General features: G+C 41.1%; 17 protein-coding genes and 1 pseudogene. 12 read left to right on the top strand and 6 right to left on the bottom strand.

What is annotated here, in order from left to right:
- Positions 1-25 precede the first annotated feature (25 nt).
- Positions 26-679, bottom strand: coding sequence for an HAD family hydrolase (locus tag KO534_RS22565; protein ID WP_215933627.1), 654 nt, complete (start codon positions 677-679; stop codon positions 26-28).
- Positions 680-1,024: 345 nt separating this feature from the next.
- Here KO534_RS22565 and KO534_RS22560 point away from each other — a divergent pair, with 345 nt between their 5' ends.
- The 7 genes from KO534_RS22560 to KO534_RS22530 all read left to right on the top strand — a co-directional run bounded on the left by KO534_RS22560 (position 1,025) and on the right by KO534_RS22530 (position 11,699).
- Positions 1,025-1,969 (top strand): response regulator, encoded by a 945-nt coding sequence (locus tag KO534_RS22560; RefSeq protein WP_215933625.1) that lies wholly within the window; start codon positions 1,025-1,027, stop codon positions 1,967-1,969.
- 202 nt (positions 1,970-2,171) lie between these two features.
- Entirely contained in the window at positions 2,172-3,341 is a 1,170-nt protein-coding gene (locus KO534_RS22555) for an endo-1,4-beta-xylanase (RefSeq protein WP_215933623.1), read from the top strand.
- 482 nt (positions 3,342-3,823) lie between these two features.
- A complete protein-coding gene (locus KO534_RS22550) occupies positions 3,824-4,858 on the top strand; it encodes an alpha/beta hydrolase (RefSeq protein WP_215933621.1) in 1,035 nt (344 codons plus the stop codon).
- Positions 4,859-4,907: 49 nt separating this feature from the next.
- Complete coding sequence (locus KO534_RS22545) at positions 4,908-7,550, top strand: TonB-dependent receptor plug domain-containing protein (protein ID WP_215933618.1); 2,643 nt, start codon at positions 4,908-4,910, stop codon at positions 7,548-7,550.
- 69 nt (positions 7,551-7,619) lie between these two features.
- Positions 7,620-8,777: an iron-containing alcohol dehydrogenase gene (locus KO534_RS22540; protein WP_215933615.1), complete on the top strand. Its 1,158-nt coding sequence runs from the start codon at positions 7,620-7,622 to the stop codon at positions 8,775-8,777.
- Between the two features lie 29 nt (positions 8,778-8,806).
- Positions 8,807-10,153 carry a spinster family MFS transporter gene (locus KO534_RS22535; protein ID WP_215933613.1) on the top strand — a complete coding sequence of 449 codons (1,347 nt, stop codon included), beginning with the start codon at positions 8,807-8,809 and terminating at the stop codon, positions 10,151-10,153.
- A gap of 88 nt (positions 10,154-10,241) precedes the next feature.
- Positions 10,242-11,699, top strand: a complete 1,458-nt coding sequence (locus KO534_RS22530; protein ID WP_215933611.1) for an NAD-dependent succinate-semialdehyde dehydrogenase — start codon at positions 10,242-10,244, stop codon at positions 11,697-11,699.
- A gap of 21 nt (positions 11,700-11,720) precedes the next feature.
- Here the strand turns inward: KO534_RS22530 and KO534_RS22525 are convergent, their stop codons facing one another.
- From KO534_RS22525 to KO534_RS22505, 5 genes are all read right to left on the bottom strand, one after another.
- Positions 11,721-12,659 (bottom strand): LysR substrate-binding domain-containing protein, encoded by a 939-nt coding sequence (locus KO534_RS22525; RefSeq protein WP_215933609.1) that lies wholly within the window; start codon positions 12,657-12,659, stop codon positions 11,721-11,723.
- Between the two features lie 608 nt (positions 12,660-13,267).
- Positions 13,268-13,705, bottom strand: a complete 438-nt coding sequence (locus tag KO534_RS22520; RefSeq protein WP_215933607.1) for an anthrone oxygenase family protein — start codon at positions 13,703-13,705, stop codon at positions 13,268-13,270.
- 182 nt (positions 13,706-13,887) lie between these two features.
- A complete protein-coding gene (locus KO534_RS22515) occupies positions 13,888-14,268 on the bottom strand; it encodes a DUF4345 domain-containing protein (protein WP_215933605.1) in 381 nt (126 codons plus the stop codon).
- 89 nt (positions 14,269-14,357) lie between these two features.
- Positions 14,358-15,179, bottom strand: coding sequence for an NmrA family NAD(P)-binding protein (locus KO534_RS22510; protein WP_215933603.1), 822 nt, complete (start codon positions 15,177-15,179; stop codon positions 14,358-14,360).
- Positions 15,180-15,529: 350 nt separating this feature from the next.
- Positions 15,530-16,492: an AraC family transcriptional regulator gene (locus KO534_RS22505; RefSeq protein ID WP_215933601.1), complete on the bottom strand. Its 963-nt coding sequence runs from the start codon at positions 16,490-16,492 to the stop codon at positions 15,530-15,532.
- 345 nt (positions 16,493-16,837) lie between these two features.
- Here KO534_RS22505 and KO534_RS22500 point away from each other — a divergent pair, with 345 nt between their 5' ends.
- The 5 genes and pseudogenes from KO534_RS22500 to KO534_RS22480 all read left to right on the top strand — a co-directional run.
- On the top strand, positions 16,838-17,191 hold the full coding sequence (locus tag KO534_RS22500; RefSeq protein WP_215933599.1) for a hypothetical protein: 354 nt from the start codon (positions 16,838-16,840) through the stop codon (positions 17,189-17,191).
- Positions 17,192-17,493: 302 nt separating this feature from the next.
- Positions 17,494-18,246, top strand: a complete 753-nt coding sequence (locus KO534_RS22495) for a substrate-binding periplasmic protein (protein ID WP_215933597.1) — start codon at positions 17,494-17,496, stop codon at positions 18,244-18,246.
- 437 nt (positions 18,247-18,683) lie between these two features.
- Entirely contained in the window at positions 18,684-19,526 is an 843-nt protein-coding gene (locus KO534_RS22490; protein ID WP_215933595.1) for a tyrosine-type recombinase/integrase, read from the top strand.
- A pseudogene (locus tag KO534_RS22485) lies at positions 19,523-20,161 on the top strand (IS91 family transposase); the annotation flags it as partial. The gene KO534_RS22490 and the pseudogene KO534_RS22485, both read left to right, overlap by 4 nt.
- 92 nt (positions 20,162-20,253) lie before the next feature.
- The coding region (locus KO534_RS22480) for a transposase (protein WP_215933591.1) at positions 20,254-20,892 on the top strand (639 nt) is incomplete at its 3' end.

Here is a 20,892-nt window from a genome sequence, read left to right as displayed (position 1 = left end):
AGTCGTTCTAATCAATTGCACGAGGCTACTCTAAAATAGCGTAAGCCTCGTCAAAACTGTTGATTATGGCAAAGCAATCAGCCAATAGTCGCGGTTGTAATTCCACCAAATCTGGTATCGCCACTGTGTGACACCCCGCAGCTAACGAGGCTTCGATACCAGCATTCGAATCTTCAAATACTAATACTCGTTGCGGCGATACGGCTAATTTTTGGCAAGCAAGTAGATAACAGTCTGGCGCGGGTTTGGGATGAGTAATGTCATCAAAAGTCACTAAGGTATCAAGGGCTTGCATAATGTCTGTTTGCTGAAAACTTTCAATGGCTGAGTCATAGCTTGAAGAAGTGACAACGCCCACTGGTACTTTGTTTTCTAAAAGATAATCGAAGAAACCAGTAAAGCCTTGTTTAATTGGTAATCCTAGACGTTTTTTAGCGCTAATGTAATTGCGGGTTTCTTGGATAAAACGCTCCATGGGAAACCCTAAACCAAATTCTTGATGGGCCATTTGATTACATTGCTGAGTCGGTACTCCGACAAACCTTTTAAACATCTCTGGGGTAAATTTCACATCAAAGGCTTTTGCAGTGGTTACCCAAGCATCACAACACACTTGTTCACTATCAAAAATAGTACCGTCTTTATCGAATAATACCGCGTCAAAATTTGTTAAAGGCATAGATGAATTACGCTCCTGTGATTAAAACAACGAAGATCCCACCTCAGTAAATTTGCTGAACAAGCAATTTGTCACTAAGTGCAATGGTAATTAAATGTTAACACTTTGACCTGACATTTATTATTGAATAAATGTGAAGGTTTTAGGGAAAGCCGAGAGAAAAAGCAAAGGTAATTTATTTGCTCTGCGCGCTAATTGCTTGGGTTAAGAAAGTGCTCGACAACATGTTGCATAACTTGTCAGCAAGCGAAAAATGTCGCCACAGCAAGCTAATAAAACTGTTTGCAATGTCCCACTAGCTTTAGTAATTTGCCCCCCTAATAATAAAAAAGGAACCCTTTTTCTATGTCTGTCGAAAACCTATACAAAGTTGTTTTATACCCTTTCATTAACGAATCCATAGCTAGCCTTAAAACCATGACCAACCTAGTTGGCACAGCTGGTGAGCCATTTATGGACAAAGTAGAGGATTTTCGATTTAAAGGTTACGCCATTTGTTCCGATGTGACCGGAAGTTTGGATGGGGTGATTATGATGCATCACTATCCAGAGACGGCTATCGCCATTGGCAACGCAGTTAGCGAAAGCATGACTGAAGAAAAATCTGAAGCAACAGAAATTACTCAAGAGCTAAGCAATGCCCTAGCTGAATGGGGTAACACCATAGTGGGGCGTTCTACCGATTTACACAGTCGATACAAATTGGATTATGACTTTTCTAGTCCTTATTTTGTGAATGACGTAAGTGACATGGATAAATTTTTGGTTGGCGTCAAAGAAATTGTCACTGTGCCAATCACCGTCGAAGGAGTGGGGCGTTATTATTTTAATTTATTGGTTCGCTCGGTAGATTTCCAGGTGGGCGAAGCTAAAGGTGAAGAAAGTAAAGGTGTGAAAAACACTCATACTAAACCCTTGCCCTTAGACGCCGCTGTGTTAGTTGTTGATGACAGCGCACTGATCCGCAAAGCCATAAAACGTATTTTAAATAAGTTAGGGTACAACAACTTATTGGAAGCCGACGATGGCCGCAGTGGCCTTGAAATTGTGAAATCCGGTGCTGCTGATTTTATGTTCATGGATGTGGTGATGGAAGACATGAATGGCGATGAAGCCCTCAGTGAAATCAGAAAAAGTGGCTCTGATATTCCTGTAGTGATGCTTTCGTCTGTTACCGATCAAACGTTAGTGAATAAGTGCCAAAATCTTGGAATATCAGGATTTATATTCAAACCTATCCAAGCCAGCAATGGTGCTGAAGTGTTAGTTGAGTATCTGAAAATAGCCTAGAAATTGCTAAAATTAATTGCATTAAGATGTTTGGGTTGATTACAGCTAGATTAGCCCAAACACTAAGCCGCTAGACAATCGTGAAGATTGATGTGATAACAGAAGAATAATCAAATTTCATAATAGCGTTAATTCTTTAAGACACTGCGAATTTGTTTAAAGCTAGATAGACTAGCTTTTTATATTCAATCGGTTGCTGGTTATGGGTCTTAACTTTCGAAGTGTTTTTGCCTCAATTATTGTTAGTGTTGTTTTTCTTGGTGGTTGTTCATCAGATGTAGTGTCTAACAACCCAAGTTCACATTCTCCCGTTATACATCAAACTCTGAAAAGCGCTTATGCCGATAAATTTCTAATTGGTGCCACACTTAATGATTATTTAGTTGCTAACCATAACGACCGATCTGTGGCCATAGTTAAGCAGCATTTTTCAGCGGCAACCATGGATAATGCTATGAAATGGGAAGTGTTTAATCCGCAACCCGAAACCTATAATTTTACTGCTCCTGACAACTTTGTCGATTTCACAACAGAAAATGATATTGCAGCCGTTGGTCATGTTTTATATTGGCACAGTCAGACTCCAGACTGGGTCTATAAGGACCAACAAGGTAATTTGTTAAGCCGTGAGGCATTGCTCAATAGAATGCGCCAGCGCGCCAAGTTAATGGCTGCGCGATATGGCAAAACTATCAAAATTTGGGACGTTGTAAACGAAGCCTTAGAGGACGACGGCAGCTTGCGTCAATCTATGTATAACCAAATTATTGGTGACGACTTTATTGAACAGGCCTTTATTATCGCATCGCAGGAACTACCCGCAGACAGTGTGCTTCTGTATAATGACTACGGAATGACTCGTCCGGGCCGTCGCGACACAGTGATTAAATTAGTGACAGAGTTGCAGGCCAAAAACATCAAAATAGACGGTATTGGTGTGCAAGGGCATTGGGACATGCAACGTCCATCAATATCTGAAATAGCCACTAGTTTTGACGCCTTCATTGCTACCGGACTACCAATTCACATCACCGAGCTAGATGTGGATTATTTGGGTCGTGAAGAATTTTTTGGTGCTAACGTTGATATAACAAAACTCGTCGCCACGCCGCAAAATAATCCCTACGCAGATGGCCAATTTCCAGCTACAGCCGACCAAGAGCTAGGGGATCGCTACGTGGATATTTTTAAACTGTTTTTGAAGTACCATCAAAATATTGAGCGTGTGACTTTTTGGGGCGTTACCGATGACAATTCATGGTTAAATGGCTGGCCTGTGGCTGGACGTACTAACTACCCGTTATTGTTTAACCGCGACGGTTCAGAAAAACAAGCATTAAAAAGAGTGATACAACTCGGTTCAGATTATTAGCATGCACCACCAAGTTTAGCTTCTGCGATGGCAATAGCGGCTTAAGTGCCGCTAAAATATGCTGCTTTGGATATTAAACAGCTAGTCTATTCGCTCCTAACTTCCTAACTTCCTAACTTCCTAACTTCCTAAATTAGTTAATTTCAGTGAAAGGATGTTCCCCGAAATATTCGCTTTTTTTTGGCCTTTTACTTTCAAAAAATATTTTTAAAACACCAACATGTTTATGTCGTATTGATGCCTTTTGTAATTAAGTTGTAAAATTTAATTGCTTCAAATCCCACCATATAACCTTCAATTCCAATTTAGAGCTTCTACGTTTTTTCAGTTTAAAAGGCTTAATGTATTGTTTTTTAATGATTTTAATTTTGTGTTGCGTAAATGTCGACACCTTGTTGCTTATATGTTGCTTGAGCCTGAGTTTGTTGATCGGTAAAAATGCGCCCTCAAATAATTAACAAAAAATTAATAACGGTTTAAAGATGTTGTCGAAAGAAGTACTTAAAAAAGGTAACGATGCACTAGGTGAAATTTTACGCGCGAGTCAAAGTTGCGCCAATGAAAACGTCCTAGATGAAGCGGTCGCAGCAAAGGCTGGTCTTGATGATGACGCAAAAAAAGTGCTGAATTACATTCACTCATTGCCACCTGTTTACAACTTTGAACCAGAATATACTAGACGATACCGTGAAAATCCCTTCGAACATGACGACCTTAAAGGCATAACTAAGCAAGATATAAGCATTCCTTGTGACGACCATGAATTAGCCGCTAGGGTTTATCGCCCTAATATCGATCATGAAACCGCTGAACCAGCACTGATCTATTTCCATGGTGGTGGTTTTGTTTTGGGTAGCATCGATAGTTACGATAAAATGCTTTCGCAGTTATGTTTTCAATCCAATATGGTGGTGATTTCTGTCGACTATCGTTTAGCGCCAGAAACCGTTTTCCCGGGTGCAGTTGAAGATACCCAACAAGCAACAGATTGGATTGCCAAAAACGCCACGGCCTTAAATTTAGACCCAAATCGTATCGCTATAGGTGGTGATAGTGCAGGAGCCAATCTTGCCACTGTATATTGTCATTTGAATAAAGATAGACAAGATTTCAAGCCTATTTTTCAATTATTGATATACCCCAGCATTCTGGGAAATGATACCTCACCAAGTCGTCAAGAATTTACAGAAAACCTGTTATTAACCAAAACTCTTCTGAAATGGTTTCATGACCTGTACATAAGCACTGAACAAGAGAAAGACCCTCGCTTTAACCTATTGCAAGCGAGTGATTTTAGGTCAGTACCGCCGGCTTTTATTTTAACTGGAGGATTCGATCCACTGCGTGACGAAGGTCAAATGTACGCGGACAAACTCAAACAAAACGGTATTACCGTTAAACATTCTTGTTACACAGATATGTTTCACGGATTCATCAATTTTGGCGCTTTACAGCAAGCAAAAGACGCGGTAACCGAGTGCGCATTCGTGCTCAAAACCGTGATGAATATTAAGTAAATAAATCAAGTTTGATTATAAAACTATAAACACACGGTTGGGACACAACATGAAAATAACTACATTATTAACTTCAAAAAAGTTACTCGCCCTTTCTATTTCGGCGGCATTAACACTGCCTGTTATTGCTCAAGAAACTCAAAACGCAGCTGAAGAAGTAGAAAAAGTTCAAGTAACGGGATCGTATATCAAACGAACTGCAGCAGATGAAGCAGAACCGGTTCAAGTACTAGACTTTAATTATATTCAATCTACCGGCGCGACAACTGTAGCCGAATTAATCGGTAAATTAGCCATTTCTTCTGGCGCTGAAAACCAAGCTGACTCGTTTTCACAAGCTTCTACTCAGGGTACCGGCAATGTGAATTTGCGTGGGTTAGGTTTAAGTTCAACACTGGTTTTGATTAATGGTCGTAGGCAAACGCTTTCTGGTGCGATTACCAATGATGGCAGTGTGTTTGTTGATTCAAGTCATATTCCGATTGAAGCAATTGAGCAAGTTGAAGTGCTCAAAGAAGGGGCGGCTTCTACCTATGGTTCAGATGCGATTGCTGGTGTAGTTAACTTTATTTTACGTAAAGATTTCGAAGGTTTTGAAGTTAGTGCAGGTATCGGCAAGGCTGCTGATAGTAGCCAAAAAGACACTGATTTTGGTTTCTTATGGGGCGCTGAACTTGGCAATACTTTTGTCACAGTTTCGGGCCATTACTTAGACCGAACCCCACTCACCATTGCCGACCGACCTGAATTAGGTGATGTGGCATTAAGCTCACTAGGCAACACCTTTTTACTTCTGGACAATGCTGAAGTAGCCGATGGTCCCTATGCTGGAAGTTATGGTGCGTACCAAAGTGTGCCAGATCCCACTTGTTTAGATAATGATTTAGGGGTGCTCATTCCCCAAGCCTATGGATCTCGTTGTGGCTTTAATTTTGGGCCACTGTATAACTTAGTGAATACCGAGACTCGTTTACAACTGTATTCAAACGTTAACCACTACTTTGATAACGGCAATGAGCTAACGGTTGATATGAGCTGGAGCTCGAACGAAGTTAAAGATAATCCGCAGTCTCCTAGTTATCCTGACTTAACCTTCCCTTACATTGGCCCTACAGACTCAGGTAATCCTTTTGGGGTGGGCGTTGTGTGGCTAGGGCGACCACTAGGGGCTGGTTTTGAACCAGCGTTAGCCCCTCGTGAAAATGATACTTTTCGTACCTCGGTTAATTTAGTCGGTGATTTAGACAATGGCTGGAGCTGGGATACCGCATTAACTTACAGTAAAAACACTTACACCCAATATCAACAAGACCAACTGAAATCACGCTTAGTCGCGGCGTTAGCAGGAGAGGGCGGTCCAAACAACGACGAGCTCTTTAGTCCTTTTGACCGGGCGAGTCTCAGTCAGTCGGTTATCGATGATTTTACCCATATGACCGAGTCAGAAAAAACCACAGACCTGTTAGTGGTCGACGCAGTGGTGAGTGGCGATTTATACGAATTATCCGCTGGAACAATCGGCTTTGCAGCAGGTATTCAAGCCAGAAGTGAAAGTTTCAAAGTTGATACCGATGACGTGTTTGAAATTAAATTTGATGAACAAGGAAACCCTATCCCTGTTGATTTGATATTTTTACAAGGTTTGTCAAAAGTTGACGTAGACAGAAGCTCGTTTGCTATGTTTGCCGAAAGTGTTATTCCTGTTTCAGAAAACGTTGAAGTAAAAACCGCAGTGCGTTACGAGAAGTTAGAAAGTGACTCAAGTTTTGATCCTAAGATAGCGGTTCGTTGGCAGGTATCTGATGAGTTTATCTTGCGCGCATCAGCCAGTACCGCATTTAGAGAAGCGTCGTTGTCGCAGAAAAATGCCTCGTCAGCTGTGATTACCAGTATTACCGATTACAACGATGACGGCTCAGCAAAATCCAGTGCCTTTGTTGGTGTGATTGCTACCGGAAACGATAACTTAAAACCTGAAGAGTCTGAAAACTACAATGTTGGTTTGATTTTTAAACCTACAGATAATTTGGACTTCAAGCTAGATTTCTGGAGTGTTGATTATACCAATATGATCACTGTAGAAAATGCTCAGGGTAAGTTGATTGACGATCCAAATGGCGCAGATATCATCCGTACCGACGCAGGGTTTTTACAGTCTGTGAAAGTGAACTATTTTAATTCATCTTCAGTGAGTGTGAATGGCTTTGATATTGAGTCGACTTGGACTATTTCAGACCAATTTAACCTAATCCTAAACGCGTCACATTTTAACTCTTACGAATTAACTAAAGATAATGGTGAAGTGGTTGAAGCTGCAGGTTCATTTAATATCGATAATTTTGCTCGCTCAATGCCAGAAACCAAAGGCTCGTTAAATCTTAACTGGATTGGCGATAGTCAAAGAGCATCATTAAATGTTAACTATGTATCGAGTTACGATACCGGTGTAGACGTATCAGCCTTACCCAATGAAAGTACCACGGTTGATGCCTTTACCACCATTGATGCGCAGTACTCCGCTACGTTAAATGTTACACAAGACGGCGAAGCTGTTGTAACTTTAGGTATTAAGAACCTACTTGATGAATTGCCACCACGAGCTTACACAGCCGTTGGTAGCTTAAGTTATGATCCTAAACAGCATAACCCTTTGGGCCGTGTACTATACGCCAAAGTAAAATACGTGTTCTAAGCCAAAGTTCATCGTTATAGAAATCTAAGGGGGGATGAATTTCTCCCCTTTAACCAAAAGAAAGAAACTATGTCATTTGTTTTTAATACAACTAAATCAATTGTTAACGCGCCAAATGCAGCTTCAGAATTAGGTCAATATTGCCAAACTCTTAATATTAAGAATGTTTTATTGGTTACTGATCCGGGCATCGTTCAACTTGGCTTACATCAAAAAATCATCGCCAGTTTAGAGCATTGCCCAATTGACGTGGTGTTGTTTAGCCAAGTAGAAGTCGATCCGCCCATAGCAGTGATAGAAAAGGCGCTGTTATTTGCGAAACAAAACAAAATCGATGGGGTCATTGGTTTAGGAGGTGGTAGTTCTCTTGATACCGCTAAATTAATAGCGGCACTTACTTATTCTGAGCAATCGGTTAATGATGCATTTGGTATCGACAAACTCACCCAAGCTCGATTGCCACTCATTCAAATCCCCACCACTGCTGGTACTGGATCAGAAGTGACGCCTATTTCAATTGTCACTACCGGTGAAGCAACCAAGATGGGTATTGTCTCTCCACTATTACTGCCAGATGTGGCCTTATTAGATGCAACCTTAACAGTTGGTTTACCGCCACACATTACTGCTGCAACTGGCATAGATGCAATGGTCCATGCAATTGAAGCCTATACCAGCTGTATCAAAAAGAACATTTATTCCGATATGTTGGCGGTTCAAGCTCTAAAGTTAATGTCGCAAAGTATCAAAACCGCAGTGCATCAAGGACAAGACTTAGAAGCTCGTTCTAATATGATGCTGGGCGCCACCTTGGCAGGACAAGCATTTGCGAACGCTCCCGTAGGTGCGGTGCATGCCCTTGCTTATCCACTTGGAGGGCAATTTCATATCCCCCATGGATTAAGTAACTCCTTAGTTTTACCCCATGTGCTGCGATTCAATAAATCCGCCGCGGCCCACCTCTACGCGGAGCTGGCTGACATTATATTGCCTGAAGTTTGTTCAAACTTAGTATCCGACGACGAAAAAACAGACGCGTTTATTGAATATCTAGAAAACCTGATTATTGAGGTAGGTTTACCCAATACCTTAGCCAGTGTTGGTATTGACCAAGGCAGTTTAGATTCACTGACCAAGGATGCCCTCAAACAAGAACGTTTGTTAGTGAATAATCCAAAACCGATGAACGAGGCTGACATTTTGGCCATCTATCAAGCTGCGTTTTAGGGCCTGGCAATTTATGTTGAGACATTATCATGACTGAGAAAACATTGGACCAAGCCCTGCAGACTGCAAACACGGCCAAATCCTCAAAGCGTAACCTTTATTCGGTTTACCTTATTTTTATCTTGTTATTGGCCTATACGTTTTCGTTTATCGATAGGCAAATTTTGAGTTTGTTAGTGGAGCCAATGAAACGGGATTTGAGTATTAGTGATACCCAAATGAGTTTGTTGCAGGGATTATCATTTGCTTTGTTCTATACCCTAATGGGTCTACCACTAGGGCGTTTAGCTGATAGTAAAAGCCGCAGAGGTATTATCGCAGGATCGATATTTGTCTGGAGTCTAATGACAGCTGCTTGTGGACTAGCTAAAAGTTATTGGGGACTGTTTTTTGCGCGTATGGGGGTTGGCGTGGGTGAAGCAGGGCTATCACCTGCCGCGTATTCGCTAATCGCTGATAGTGTAGAGAAGAAACATTTATCCAAAGCTATCGCTGTTTACACTATGGGGATTTACCTTGGTGGAGGCATGGCACTCATTGTGGGCGGCATGGTGATCCAATGGGCAGCGGAATTTTCGTCGATTACTTTACCGATTATTGGTGAGGTATACGCTTGGCAAGCTGTTTTTCTTGCGGTAGGGCTACCCGGTTTATTATTGGTGCCTTTTTTATTCACCTTAAAAGAGCCTAGTCGTTCTCAAGTTCAAGAAAAACCTGTTGCAGTGTCCGAAGTAGTTAAGTTTTTTAAACACAATAAAAAAACGGTATTACTGCATAATTTTGGCGCTGCGCTCGCGTCGGTTGCAGGTTACGGTGCGCTGGCTTGGGTACCTAGTTACTTAATTAGGGTGCACGGTATGACTGGTGGCGAAGTGGGGCTAGCGTTCGGCATTATTGTACTGTTTTGTGGTGCAGGTGGTGTGATTGTTGGGGGGATTTTAGCTGACAAACGTTACAAAGCTGGTCAAACCGACGCTAAAATGCGTGTCGCAATGTGGGCGATGATTATTGGCATTATCCCTACAGTCATTTATCCACTGATTTCAGATTTGCAATTGGTGTTAATTATTTTGGCTATTTCCACCTTTTTCGCGAATTTTATGATGGGCTTAGGGCCTGCTGCAATCCAAGAGGTGGTGCCTAGCAACATGCGCGGACAATTCAGTGCTCTATACTTATTTATTGTTAACTTAATCGGATTGGGACTGGGTCCAACATTAGTCGCGCTGTCTACCGACTACATTTTTGGTTCGCCTGAAATGGTGGGATATTCACTATTATTGGTCACCAGTATTGCAATGGCTAGCTCGGCAATATTGCTGGGTAAATGTTTACCTCATTACCGTAAAACGCTCATTTCTTTAGAAAAAAACTAATTTCAAATCACAACTAAAAATTTCATCGCAGCCATTCATCATGCTTTGGCTGGCGATGTAATTTAGGCTAATTCCAATAGGAGAAACCATGTTACCTCTAAACGATCCTTTATTGCTAAAAGGACATTTATTTATCAACGGGGAATGGGTTGATGGAGACTCAGAAGAGTCAATTTCAGTACAAAATCCTGCTACCGGAATTGAAATCTGTCGTGTCGCTAGCGCAACTAAAAAAGACACGGCATTTTCAATAAATTGCGCCCAACAAGCTTTGCAAACTTGGCGTCAAACTACAGCAAAGCATCGCGCTGATTTACTCAAAAATTGGTATCAACTAATCGTAGAAAACATTGATGATTTAGCCTGTATTCTTAATGCAGAGCAAGGTAAACCTTTGGCCGAAGCTAAAGCTGAGATACTCTACGGCGCGTCATATATTGAATGGTTCGCTGAGGAAGCCAAGCGAATGTATGGCGATATTATTCCCAGCAATAAAGCAGGCCAACGGCTGCTAACTCTGAAACAACCAATTGGTGTGGTGGCTGCAATCACACCTTGGAATTTTCCAAATGCGATGATTACTCGAAAAGTGGCGCCGGCCTTGGCTGCCGGTTGCAGTATCGTTGTGAAACCCGCTGAAGCGACACCTTTGAGCGCGTTAGCGTTAGCGGAGCTAGCTCAGCGAGCAGGCATTCCCCAAGGCGTATTTTCTGTGGTGGTAGGTGTCGATTCAAAAGAAATTGGTAAAGAGTTAACCGATAATCCGTTGGTTAAAAAGTTATCTTTTACTGGCTCCACTAACGTTGGAAAAATACTGATTAAACAGTGTGCTGATACAGTTAAAAAAGTATCGATGGAACTAGGAGGTAATGCACCCTTTATTGTATTTGAAGATGCTGATATTGACCAAGCGGTTCAAGGGGCAATTGCATCGAAGTTTCGTAATGCCGGTCAAACCTGTGTGTGTGCCAATAGGTTTATAGTACACACTAGTGTTTATGAAGAATTTACCACTAAGTTTGTCGAATCAACTAAACAACTAGAGGTAGGTAATGGCATAGACCCTAAGGTGTCTATTGGGCCTTTAATTAACGCTGCGGCAGTTCAAGATGTCCATGGGAAAGTAACAGGCGCTCTAGAAAAAGGGGCTAAAGTTCTGCTAGGTGGTTCGCCCTCTAAACTAGGAAAAAACTTCTATCCGCCTACCATTCTTGCAGATGTAACCCCAGACATGGAGGTTTTCCAAGAAGAGATTTTTGGCCCTGTAGCGCCAATTATTACTTTTGATACAGAGCAACAGGCGCTGGAGTTAGCCAACAGCACAGAAGCTGGGTTGGCGTCTTATGTATACACTCAAAATAATTCTCGAATTTGGCGTTTCTCAGAAAATTTAGCGAACGGAATAGTGGGCATCAATGAAGGTGTAATTTCTACAGAAGTGGCGCCCTTTGGTGGTATTAAACAATCAGGTAATGGTCGAGAAGGTTCTAAATACGGCATGGATGATTACACTGAAATCAAATACCTGTGTATGGGTGGGATGTAAACTTAACGCTAGGGACTAAGTTCATAACAAATGATCTTGGTCCCATTGTTGTTGCGACAATTGTGATTCTGTCACTAACCAATCTCGAAAGGTTTTAAGAGTTTGCACGTTTTGATACTGATCAGGGCAAACAAAATAGTAAGACTCTTTCTTGAGCATCATATGCTCATGGGCAATAACCAATTTGCCTTCCTTTAACAAGGGATCGGCAAGAGGTCGATACATGGGAATGATCCCCAATCCATCCACTGCAGCCTGTGTTGCTACAGCCACATTATCAAAAGTGATGTTTTTCTTCTCGGTATGCAATATCGGATGGCTAGTATGTGATAACCATTGGTCCCATAGTTTTGATAAGTGGTTGTAATGTAACCAGTTATACTTGGCCAAACCCGCAGTGTCGTCAGTACTATGTAACTCGTCTAACAACGAAGGGGCACACACAGGTTGTACGTAAATATCGACTAATTTATCACTGTGGCAACCAGGCCATTCACCGTTGCCTAAGCGGATCGCCGCATCCATATTTCCACCTGAAAAATCAACTGAATCCTCGCCAGTATCAACACTATTGGTGAAAAACGACAAGGTTAGTTCTGGATGAGATTGCTCGAGTTTACATAGGCGGCTCATTAGCCAAGTCGAATTAAAGGTGGCCGAAATACCAAGTTTTAGTTTTAGCTCTTCACTTCCATTGTGAAGAATATTGGTGGCCACTTTTAAATCAGCAAAAATATTAGAAATGGAATTGGCGTAAATTACGCCTTTTTCGGTGAGTTCTAAGCCAACTTTGTGACGTTCAAATAGTTTGATGCCAAAATGCTCTTCTAAATTTTTGATTTGCCGACTAACTGCTGAACGAGTAATAAAAAGTTCATCCGCTGCTTTGGTAAAACTCAAAACACGCGATGCAGTTAAAAATACCCAAAGTGTATTCAGTGGTGGCAAACGTCTCGACATATCACGCCTTTTAATTTCAATATTGCTAACTCATATTGATTAATTCTTGATAATTAACAAGAAAAATTTCCCTATATTTCAATATCATAAGAGGTAACTTTTTAATGGTCACTTACTAAAGACAATATATCCTAACGCCGCTAAATCAGCAAACCTAACACCCGTAAACTGCGCGTGTTTCAGACTTGATATTGAGATGGTAATTACCTTAAATTTAGCGAGAATTTTTGGGTGGTTTCACAAAGAATCAGCTAGGCGTTTAGCCATTTTCTTGGTGGAATTTGGCAATACGAATTAATAGTCAGTTACCGTGACTGGCTCTATAAACAAACTTAACGATAAAATAGAAAGGGAATTGTGTGCTGCGAATATAGAGCATCGCTTCGCGATAGAGTCTGTATGTTGTGCGCAGGGCGCGGTTTTGCTTTAGGTAAAATACGTAAGTCTACCCTTTGTCATCTCCAAGGTTCCTGTTAACGACAACCGGGAATGACGAAATAAACCGTGAACTCTTTTCTTATAACGTGCGCCCAAATCTAAGAGTTGTCGTAGATGTGACTGTAAATGTTTAGCAAAATACTGAGTGATTTCGGTATTTTCGCACTGCATCATAGACAAAGAAGCAACCCTGCTATCACACCGCTACAAGTTCTAAGGTGATTCCAAAGCACCCATTTAGATAAGTATGCTTGCCAAATAGTCGCTCTTTGCGGAGCCGAGGCATCCCTAAGTTGATTGTTTAAAGGAACATTATAAACAATAGTTACAGCTACGGTTCCTACAAAGAAGACTGCGCCAGCTGTAGAAACCAACCCTGAGCTAAAAATAAACAAAACTAAACTGCCAACCCCTGAGATAAAAAAAACGCCCAGAAAAATTGGGTTTAATATTTTTTCGTTTATTAAAATCATCATTTCTGCGCCATTTTTAGCGTGTGCCAATACTCCCATAATGGTATTACTAAAGATGAAATAAAGCCCAATCATAATGATCATTGCTAGCTTGATGACGGTTTCTGCTAATGCCCATAAACTAAATTCAATCATTGTCGTTCCCAAATAAAGTAGTATTGATGTCCAATTTGAATTGAAATAAGCGCAGCTTTTTTAGCTGCGCAAGGTATTATTGTGTTACTCGTGATTCGTAAAAATTGAGGCTACATTTAAGTACAGTGTTCAGCACCGTTAGAACTTGTGACCCTAAAACGTTAGCGCCCTGTTGCTCCCCTCTAGCGTCTTTTAAACCATAGTGTCCACCCAAAAAGAGCAAACACCGCTTCAAGACTCAATGCGATCAAAATTCCTTGATTGGGTAAACCATCCAAAACAATACCCATACAACGAAAAATGCAGAAAGAGGAAAAAACCAATAGACAAATAATTAACGCGGAATTTGCCATTTCTTTCTTAAAGATCGCCAGAAAAGAAAACAAACCACATACCAATATCGTGCCTCCCATCCCTCTCATTTCGCTCTTAGCTGAAGCACTGACGTTACTTTGAAAGTCAAATTGGCTTAAATACTCGAAAGGCGTCAATCCAATATATGCGCCAACCACCCCTAGTGTGATGCCAGCAAAAAATAGATAAGTGTTTGTCACTATTTTCATTTTATTAGCTCCAATAAATTATAATATGCAGTCAAGTTTGCTCAGTTCAAAAAGTAGTCTGTCAAAAATAGTCTGTTAAAAATAGCTTGTTAAAATCGCTCGAGGTTATTTGCAATATACTCATTAAAGGTGATTGGATTACGCCCGAGTGCGCTTTTAACGCCGTTAGTCAGGTACTCATTGCGACCATCCAGTACTTCGGTAAATAAAAAGTTAAGTAGGGTGATGACATCCTCAGGTACTTGCTGGGCAAGCATCATGCTGTTGAATTCAGATTGAGAAATAATTGTGAACCTAACTTCTCTGCCCAAAGCTTTGGTGAATTTCTGAGCAAGATCTTCAAAGCTTAACAACTCTGGCCCTGTGACTTCGAATAATTGATTTCGTTTGTTGGTATTAACCAGCGTTTCTACCACTACATCAGCGATATCACCTACATCAATGAAAGGCTCGCTAACCTGTTTAACGGGTAGGCTGATATTTCCAGCATCAATAAAGCCTTTAAAAAAACCACCTGAAAAATTTTGGTTGAACCAAGAAGCCCTCACAACATTCCAGCTCAGGCCAGAATCAATCAATATAGTTTCGCACTTTTGCGCGGCGGGCTCACCTCGGCCAGATAGCAGCGTAACGTGCTTTACTTGCATGGATAAAGCCAAATTACAAAACTCACTGATGTGATCAGCCGAGGCTTCAACCGCTAAGTCTGGGTAGTAGGTTAAATAGACATGAGAAATGCCCTGCAAGGCAGTTCGCCAAGTTGAGGGTTCATGCCAATCAAACAATGTACTGGAGTTTCTACTTGCACCTTTAACCTTGTCTATTGGTAAATGGTCTTGTAGGCGTTTATACACCAAACTACCGGTTTTACCGCTTGCTCCAATAACTAGTACTTTCTCTATATCTTTCATATCATTCTCCTATTAGTTTATTTGTGTGGGGTTAGCAAAATACTTTCTCTTTAATAGATTGCTCAAACCTATTTGTGTCATCTATGGCGATACCAGAGAGGCCATTGTTTAGAGTTAAGTGAGGTAAAAAAGGCATTGAAACTCCACTCATTATCTTGTTTAAGTTTCGAGTATTATTTCAATAAGGTAAGACACATACCGAACCCATCGGTCGCAATATTTGACCAAAAGTTCGGCAATTTAATGGGATTAGTTTGAGTAGTGGGAATAGAGGGTAAGGGAAACCACCTAACACAAAATAAAGGTTTAGTTTAACTAGTCAAACCTTTGAGCCTAAAGGCGTGTAATTATTATTCGACTAACTGTTTACGTATCGCACTTGGAGACGTACCTATAGTTCTTTTGAAGGCTCTAGAAAAGGCGGACTCAGATTGATAACCATAGTCCAGTGCAATAGCAAGAATTGATGATTTAGTATTTTGCAAGTCTCCATAGGCTAACGACATACGCCACTCGGTTAAATACTCCATTGGAGAACTCCCCACAAGCCTTTTAAACTCCCCTGTAAAGCTTGTTCTCGACATTCCCACTTGGGCACTTAACTCTTCAAGATTCCAATGCCGCGAAGGTTGCTCATGCACCAATTCAATAGCTTTGGATATCCTAGAGTCTTCTAAAGCACCTAACCAGCTCAACTCACTAGTCTCTTGGTTCTCAATGTATTCTCTAAGACAGGTGATAACTAGCAAATCTGCTAAGCGTGAAATAGCCCCGGTACTCCCGCCTTGCGGTTGAGTGGTTTCGAGCTCTATCAATCTCACGACAGATTTGAGCGCTTCGTACCGTTTGCTATCTTGTTTGACTAATATACTAGTGGGTAGCATATCGAGTAACCTGAGGGTAAGGGGGTGCTTAAATACAATCGCCCCGCACAGCATCACGGTTTGGGGACCACTGCCACCAAAACACAGTTTTTCGTAACGGTCACTGACAATTTCAATGGGGAGATCGGCCAAGGGGGTGTAAAAGTTTGATGTGCCACAACTGAATTTGTGACCTTCACCTCTAGGTAGCAAAACAAATTCCCCTGCTGACAGGTCATATTTTTCAGTGTTAGTCGTTAATTGCACTTGGCCACTAATGACCAAATGAAACATCATGCAATTATCTAACTGAGGCATTTCAATACCCCACGGCAGTGTCAAAATAGAGTGGGTGCAAAAAACACTCTCAAGTGACATTTTGTCTAGTAAGCGCCCAATAGCAGAGTCTTTTATTTTAGTGCTTACTCGTGTTTTGTAGTCAAAATTCACTGTAACTCTCCGCTTTCTAAGTGGTAGCAACAACGCTAATCAAATCATAACTGTTTGCTTTAGCTCGACCACTCCCTAATCGCCAGCAAACAGTATATTTTTTCGTTTTTATTTGTTCAATCCTGACTATTCAACTCTAGTGAACTTTTAAAACTCCACTACTTGCCTATTTGTCAGGTGTTTTTAGTTCCTTTTATGCACTCGGATATATTTATAACACCAAGTAATACCAAAATAATTTAAAATAATATTCAACTGTCATATTAGTGTAATAAAAGTGTGATTCTTTTATTGGCGTGCATATGTTACTCTGTAAATGAAATGTAGTTAGAGAGGTAATTTCATATGCGTAACAATATTTTAATAGCAGCGGTTCTTTGTGTTTTTTCGACAGCCATTTTTGCGAAAGATGTTGCAACAGCTGCACCAAAAAGTTTATTTAACTGTTTAAACTTGGATAGCTATTCTGTAGATGCCAATTGTTCATCTTCATTAATTTCTACTAACAGCGAATTTGTAGCATCGCAAAAAGAGCTATCTTTAAAGATGATGCAGCAGAACCCCAATGTTATGGCAACTGTGCAATTTCACCCTGAACAAATGTTGATAAAGGTCATTGCTCAAAAAGAAGCTGAAAAAGAAGTTAAGACTAAACTTTTAGCCGCAGCACGTAACACCAGTCGTTCATCAGTTTTTTAATAAAGCATTTCTGTAGAACCTGCAGTCAAAACCACCTTGAGCCTCAGGGTGGTCCCTCAATGTTAAATTTTCTACAAAATAAAACTTCGCACATTTAGATAAGTCCGATTAATTAAAATGCACGGCCGTTCTGTTGCTGTCATTTGTTAAAACCATCGTAAAATTCGCCTTAACGTAGTGATTAATTATATGTCAGGGCTCAAGTAGCCTTTTTCGCTCTAAGTTGGCAGTCAAACAGCCCGTCGTTTATTGATTAGATCAAAGCTAAGGTTTATTCTACGCATACTCAATAAAGGGCTAATATGCGTTTCACAATACACTTTCTGTTATTTATTTTATCTATCACCTCCTCTTTATATTCTGTTGCAAACGAAACAATAAAAACTGAATTGCTAGCAGTAGCCAACGAAAACCGTCTTCTACAATATTATGAAAATGGTGAAAACAAAGGCCCTTCCATTGAGATCCTTGAAGCCATTTTAAAAGAAGCGCAACTAGAAGCAAAGGTTGCGTTTATGCCCTGGGCTCGTGCGTTTTTAACTGCCAAAACTCAACCCAATACGCTTATTTTAAGCATGATTAGAACACCAGAGCGGGAACACAGTTTTCACTGGATTACACAGGTTAGCCATGCCACCAGAGTATTTATCTCACTAAAAAACAAGCCCGAAAGTTATGTAGATAGCATGCAGCAGGCTAAGCAGAAGTTGATCGCTGTGGTACTAGGCTCTGCGGGTTACAACGAACTTATCTCGAATGGATTTTCAGATAAAAAGAATCTGTATGTCGTCGCAGACGCCGAATTAATGATGACTCTACTTGAAAATGAACGTGTCGACTTGGTTTATGAAGATCCCCACAATGTGCTTAATATCCTAAATAGGCGTGGTAAAACGGATACTGCTATTCGATATAAAGAAATCGCTCCAGAAAATGAGCGCATAAGCTATATCGCCATTAGCAAACCAACAGATTTAGAGATTGTTAATCGCTTACAACAAGCCGCTCGAAAGTTTGAAAAGACAGCCGAATACTTACGTCTTGTTTTGGAATGAGAAGTGCTAATAGGCTAGCACTTAAGTGTTTGTTTTAATGAAGGGTAAATGGAGATGTAAACCCCAGAATAGCTTCATGAATGTCTTCTATATGTGGCGATAACAGACAAGCATTAAGAATTTTATTGTTTATTAAAAACACCTGTTCACCTATCCAGTCTGGCCCTATTTCCTCTATATTCATGCAAACGCGCAAATTGCTCGTTTTTGTCCATTAATGGATATAGGTGATCTTATTCAAAACGCCATCTAGCAATGGTTTGCGTAATTTGTTATTAATGTATGAAATAAAAAAGTGAGCAATAATGTGGCAGGAAAATGCGCAATTTGCGCACTATTAAATTGTTGAACTAAGCCGCTACGCGGAGCCAGCGTTTTTCTTCTGATCGATCACACTTTTGAATGGGTAATGTTGCCCACTCATCAGGAGAATTGTGATGACCCCTTTACGTCAGTCTTTGATAAACGAATGTCAGCTCAGAGGATATTCAAACCGCACCCGTGATACCTATCTTTATGCTGTTGAACAGCTAGCTAAGTATTACCATCAATCCCCCGACAATATTAGTGATGCTCAACTCGAGGAGTATTTTCGCTCATTAAGTTTGAAGCGTGGCTTGTCATGCTCGACCATTCATGTGCAATTAAATGGTATTCATTTTCTATACAAGTATGTACTCAAACGTGCCTTTAGTATCAATGTCGTTTGGCCGAAGAAGCCACGTACCATTCCTACATTATTGTCTAAGTTAGAGGTCAAACAGATAGTTGCGAGCTGTAGACATGAGAAGTACCGAGCGATGCTTAAGCTTTATTATGGTGGTGGTTTGAGGCTCAATGAAGTGACTCACATCAAAGTGGAGGACATAGACGGTGCCCGCAAGACGTTACGTATCCACAATGGTAAAGGGAATAAAGACCGAGATGTGGTATTAACTGAGTCGTTGGTGCATATATTGCGGGCCTATTGGTTGCGTTTTCGGGCGACGGATTGGTTATTTTATTCGAGCCGAGGTATGGCGTTTCGGGTGAGTGATACGTCAGTGCAAAGAGCCTTTCGTGAAGCCGTGAAGCGGGCTGGGATAAAGAAAAAGTGCAGCGTACATAGTTTACGTCATGCCTATGCCACGCATCAGTTAGGAGGTGGCATGCCACTTAACCAACTTCAGCAACAACTGGGTCATGCAGATATTCGGACGACTCAACATTATTTACATTGGCTACCAGAGCTTAACAATGGTGCCCAAGACTTAATGGCTAATTGGGATGGTGAGTCATGAGTGCGCTGCATGTGGCAGATGTGTTACAGCAATTCCTGCCTGCGTATCGACAACATCATACATTGAGTTATCAACAAGATAAGGTATGCCGACATATTGGAGATTGTCGAACGGGGAAATTAGGTATGCAGCAGTGGCAATGTGGATCATGTACGTTTGATAAAACGGTGTATTGCTCGTGCCGAGATAGACACTGCCCCCGCTGTCAGGGCAGGCAAACCGAACAATGGGTAGAGCAGCAACAAGCCAATGTGCTGCCCTGCAAATACTTCCACCTGGTGTTCACCTTGCCCCATGAGTTGAACGTGATAAGTCAGTATGCACCTGAAAAACTGTACAAAAGTCTGTTTCAGGCAGTATGGACGACCTTGAGCCAATTTGCGATATCGCGTAAAAACCTGAAGGGTCAACTGGGTATGACAGCGGTGCTTCACACGTGGGGGCAAACCTTAAGCCAGCATATTCATCTGCATTGTCTTATTCCTGGCGGAGCAGTGGATCCACAGTCACACTGGCGAGGGGTAAAAAAAGCGTATTTGTTTCCTGTAAAAGCACTATCTACCGTCTTCAGGGCGAAGATGTTGGCGGCACTAAGGGCATGTGAATTGGTTGTCCCTCAAGTTCAGATGTTGATAAAACTTTACCAAGACACCCAATTTTAAAAAAGTAGCGAAACAGCTGTTTTGTTCTAAGCTTTAAGGCATTCAAATCACCAAGGATGGTTATTATGCCTCAGTCACGTAAATCTCAAATTAGTTTAATTGATACCCCTTATTATCATTGTGTTTCACGTTGTGTTCGTCGTTCATTTTTGTGTGGTGAAGATAAGGTTACAGGTCAAAGTTATGAGCATCGCCGTGGTTGGGTAGAAGAGCGTTTGTTGTTTCTTGGCTCGGTGTTTTCTATTGATATTTGTGCGTATGCTGTGATGAGTAACCATACACATATCGTGTTGTGTGTGGATAAAGAGCAAGCTGATAGTTGGCCTATGGCCGAAGTGTTAAGACGTTGGCACCTATTGCATAGGGGAACCTTGCTCAGTCAAAAGTATCAACGAGGTGACAAGTTGAGTAAAAGTGAGCTTTTTACGTTAGAAGAAACCACAAATATTTACCGTCAACGTTTGTACGACATCAGCTGGTTAATGCGCAACATCAATGAATACATCGCCCGTGAAGCAAATAAAGAAGATAACTGTACTGGCAGGTTCTGGGAAGGACGGTTTAAATCTCAGGCACTCCTTGATGAAAGTGCAGTGCTGGCTTGCATGGCCTATGTGGACTTAAATCCCATCCGTGCCAAGATGGAAACGACACCTGAAACCTCAAAACACACCAGTATTCAAAACCGTATTCAGTCCCTCATC

This window comes from Paraglaciecola arctica, from assembly GCF_018861065.1.
In the GTDB taxonomy this organism is placed as follows: Bacteria; Pseudomonadota; Gammaproteobacteria; order Enterobacterales; family Alteromonadaceae; genus Paraglaciecola; species Paraglaciecola arctica_B.
This window is presented reverse-complemented; position numbering and strand designations above follow the sequence as displayed.

Bases quoted from the DNA above. Each gene is read 5' to 3' on its own strand.
- KO534_RS22565 (WP_215933627.1), bottom strand. From the start codon at position 679: ATGCCTTTAACAAATTTTGACGCGGTATTATTCGATAAAGACGGTACT.
- KO534_RS22560 (WP_215933625.1), top strand. From the start codon at position 1,025: ATGTCTGTCGAAAACCTATACAAAGTTGTTTTATACCCTTTCATTAAC.
- KO534_RS22555 (WP_215933623.1), top strand. From the start codon at position 2,172: ATGGGTCTTAACTTTCGAAGTGTTTTTGCCTCAATTATTGTTAGTGTT.
- KO534_RS22550 (WP_215933621.1), top strand. From the start codon at position 3,824: ATGTTGTCGAAAGAAGTACTTAAAAAAGGTAACGATGCACTAGGTGAA.
- KO534_RS22545 (WP_215933618.1), top strand. From the start codon at position 4,908: ATGAAAATAACTACATTATTAACTTCAAAAAAGTTACTCGCCCTTTCT.
- KO534_RS22540 (WP_215933615.1), top strand. From the start codon at position 7,620: ATGTCATTTGTTTTTAATACAACTAAATCAATTGTTAACGCGCCAAAT.
- KO534_RS22535 (WP_215933613.1), top strand. From the start codon at position 8,807: ATGACTGAGAAAACATTGGACCAAGCCCTGCAGACTGCAAACACGGCC.
- KO534_RS22530 (WP_215933611.1), top strand. From the start codon at position 10,242: ATGTTACCTCTAAACGATCCTTTATTGCTAAAAGGACATTTATTTATC.
- KO534_RS22525 (WP_215933609.1), bottom strand. From the start codon at position 12,659: ATGTCGAGACGTTTGCCACCACTGAATACACTTTGGGTATTTTTAACT.
- KO534_RS22520 (WP_215933607.1), bottom strand. From the start codon at position 13,705: ATGATTGAATTTAGTTTATGGGCATTAGCAGAAACCGTCATCAAGCTA.
- KO534_RS22515 (WP_215933605.1), bottom strand. From the start codon at position 14,268: ATGAAAATAGTGACAAACACTTATCTATTTTTTGCTGGCATCACACTA.
- KO534_RS22510 (WP_215933603.1), bottom strand. From the start codon at position 15,179: ATGAAAGATATAGAGAAAGTACTAGTTATTGGAGCAAGCGGTAAAACC.
- KO534_RS22500 (WP_215933599.1), top strand. From the start codon at position 16,838: ATGCGTAACAATATTTTAATAGCAGCGGTTCTTTGTGTTTTTTCGACA.
- KO534_RS22495 (WP_215933597.1), top strand. From the start codon at position 17,494: ATGCGTTTCACAATACACTTTCTGTTATTTATTTTATCTATCACCTCC.
- KO534_RS22490 (WP_215933595.1), top strand. From the start codon at position 18,684: ATGACCCCTTTACGTCAGTCTTTGATAAACGAATGTCAGCTCAGAGGA.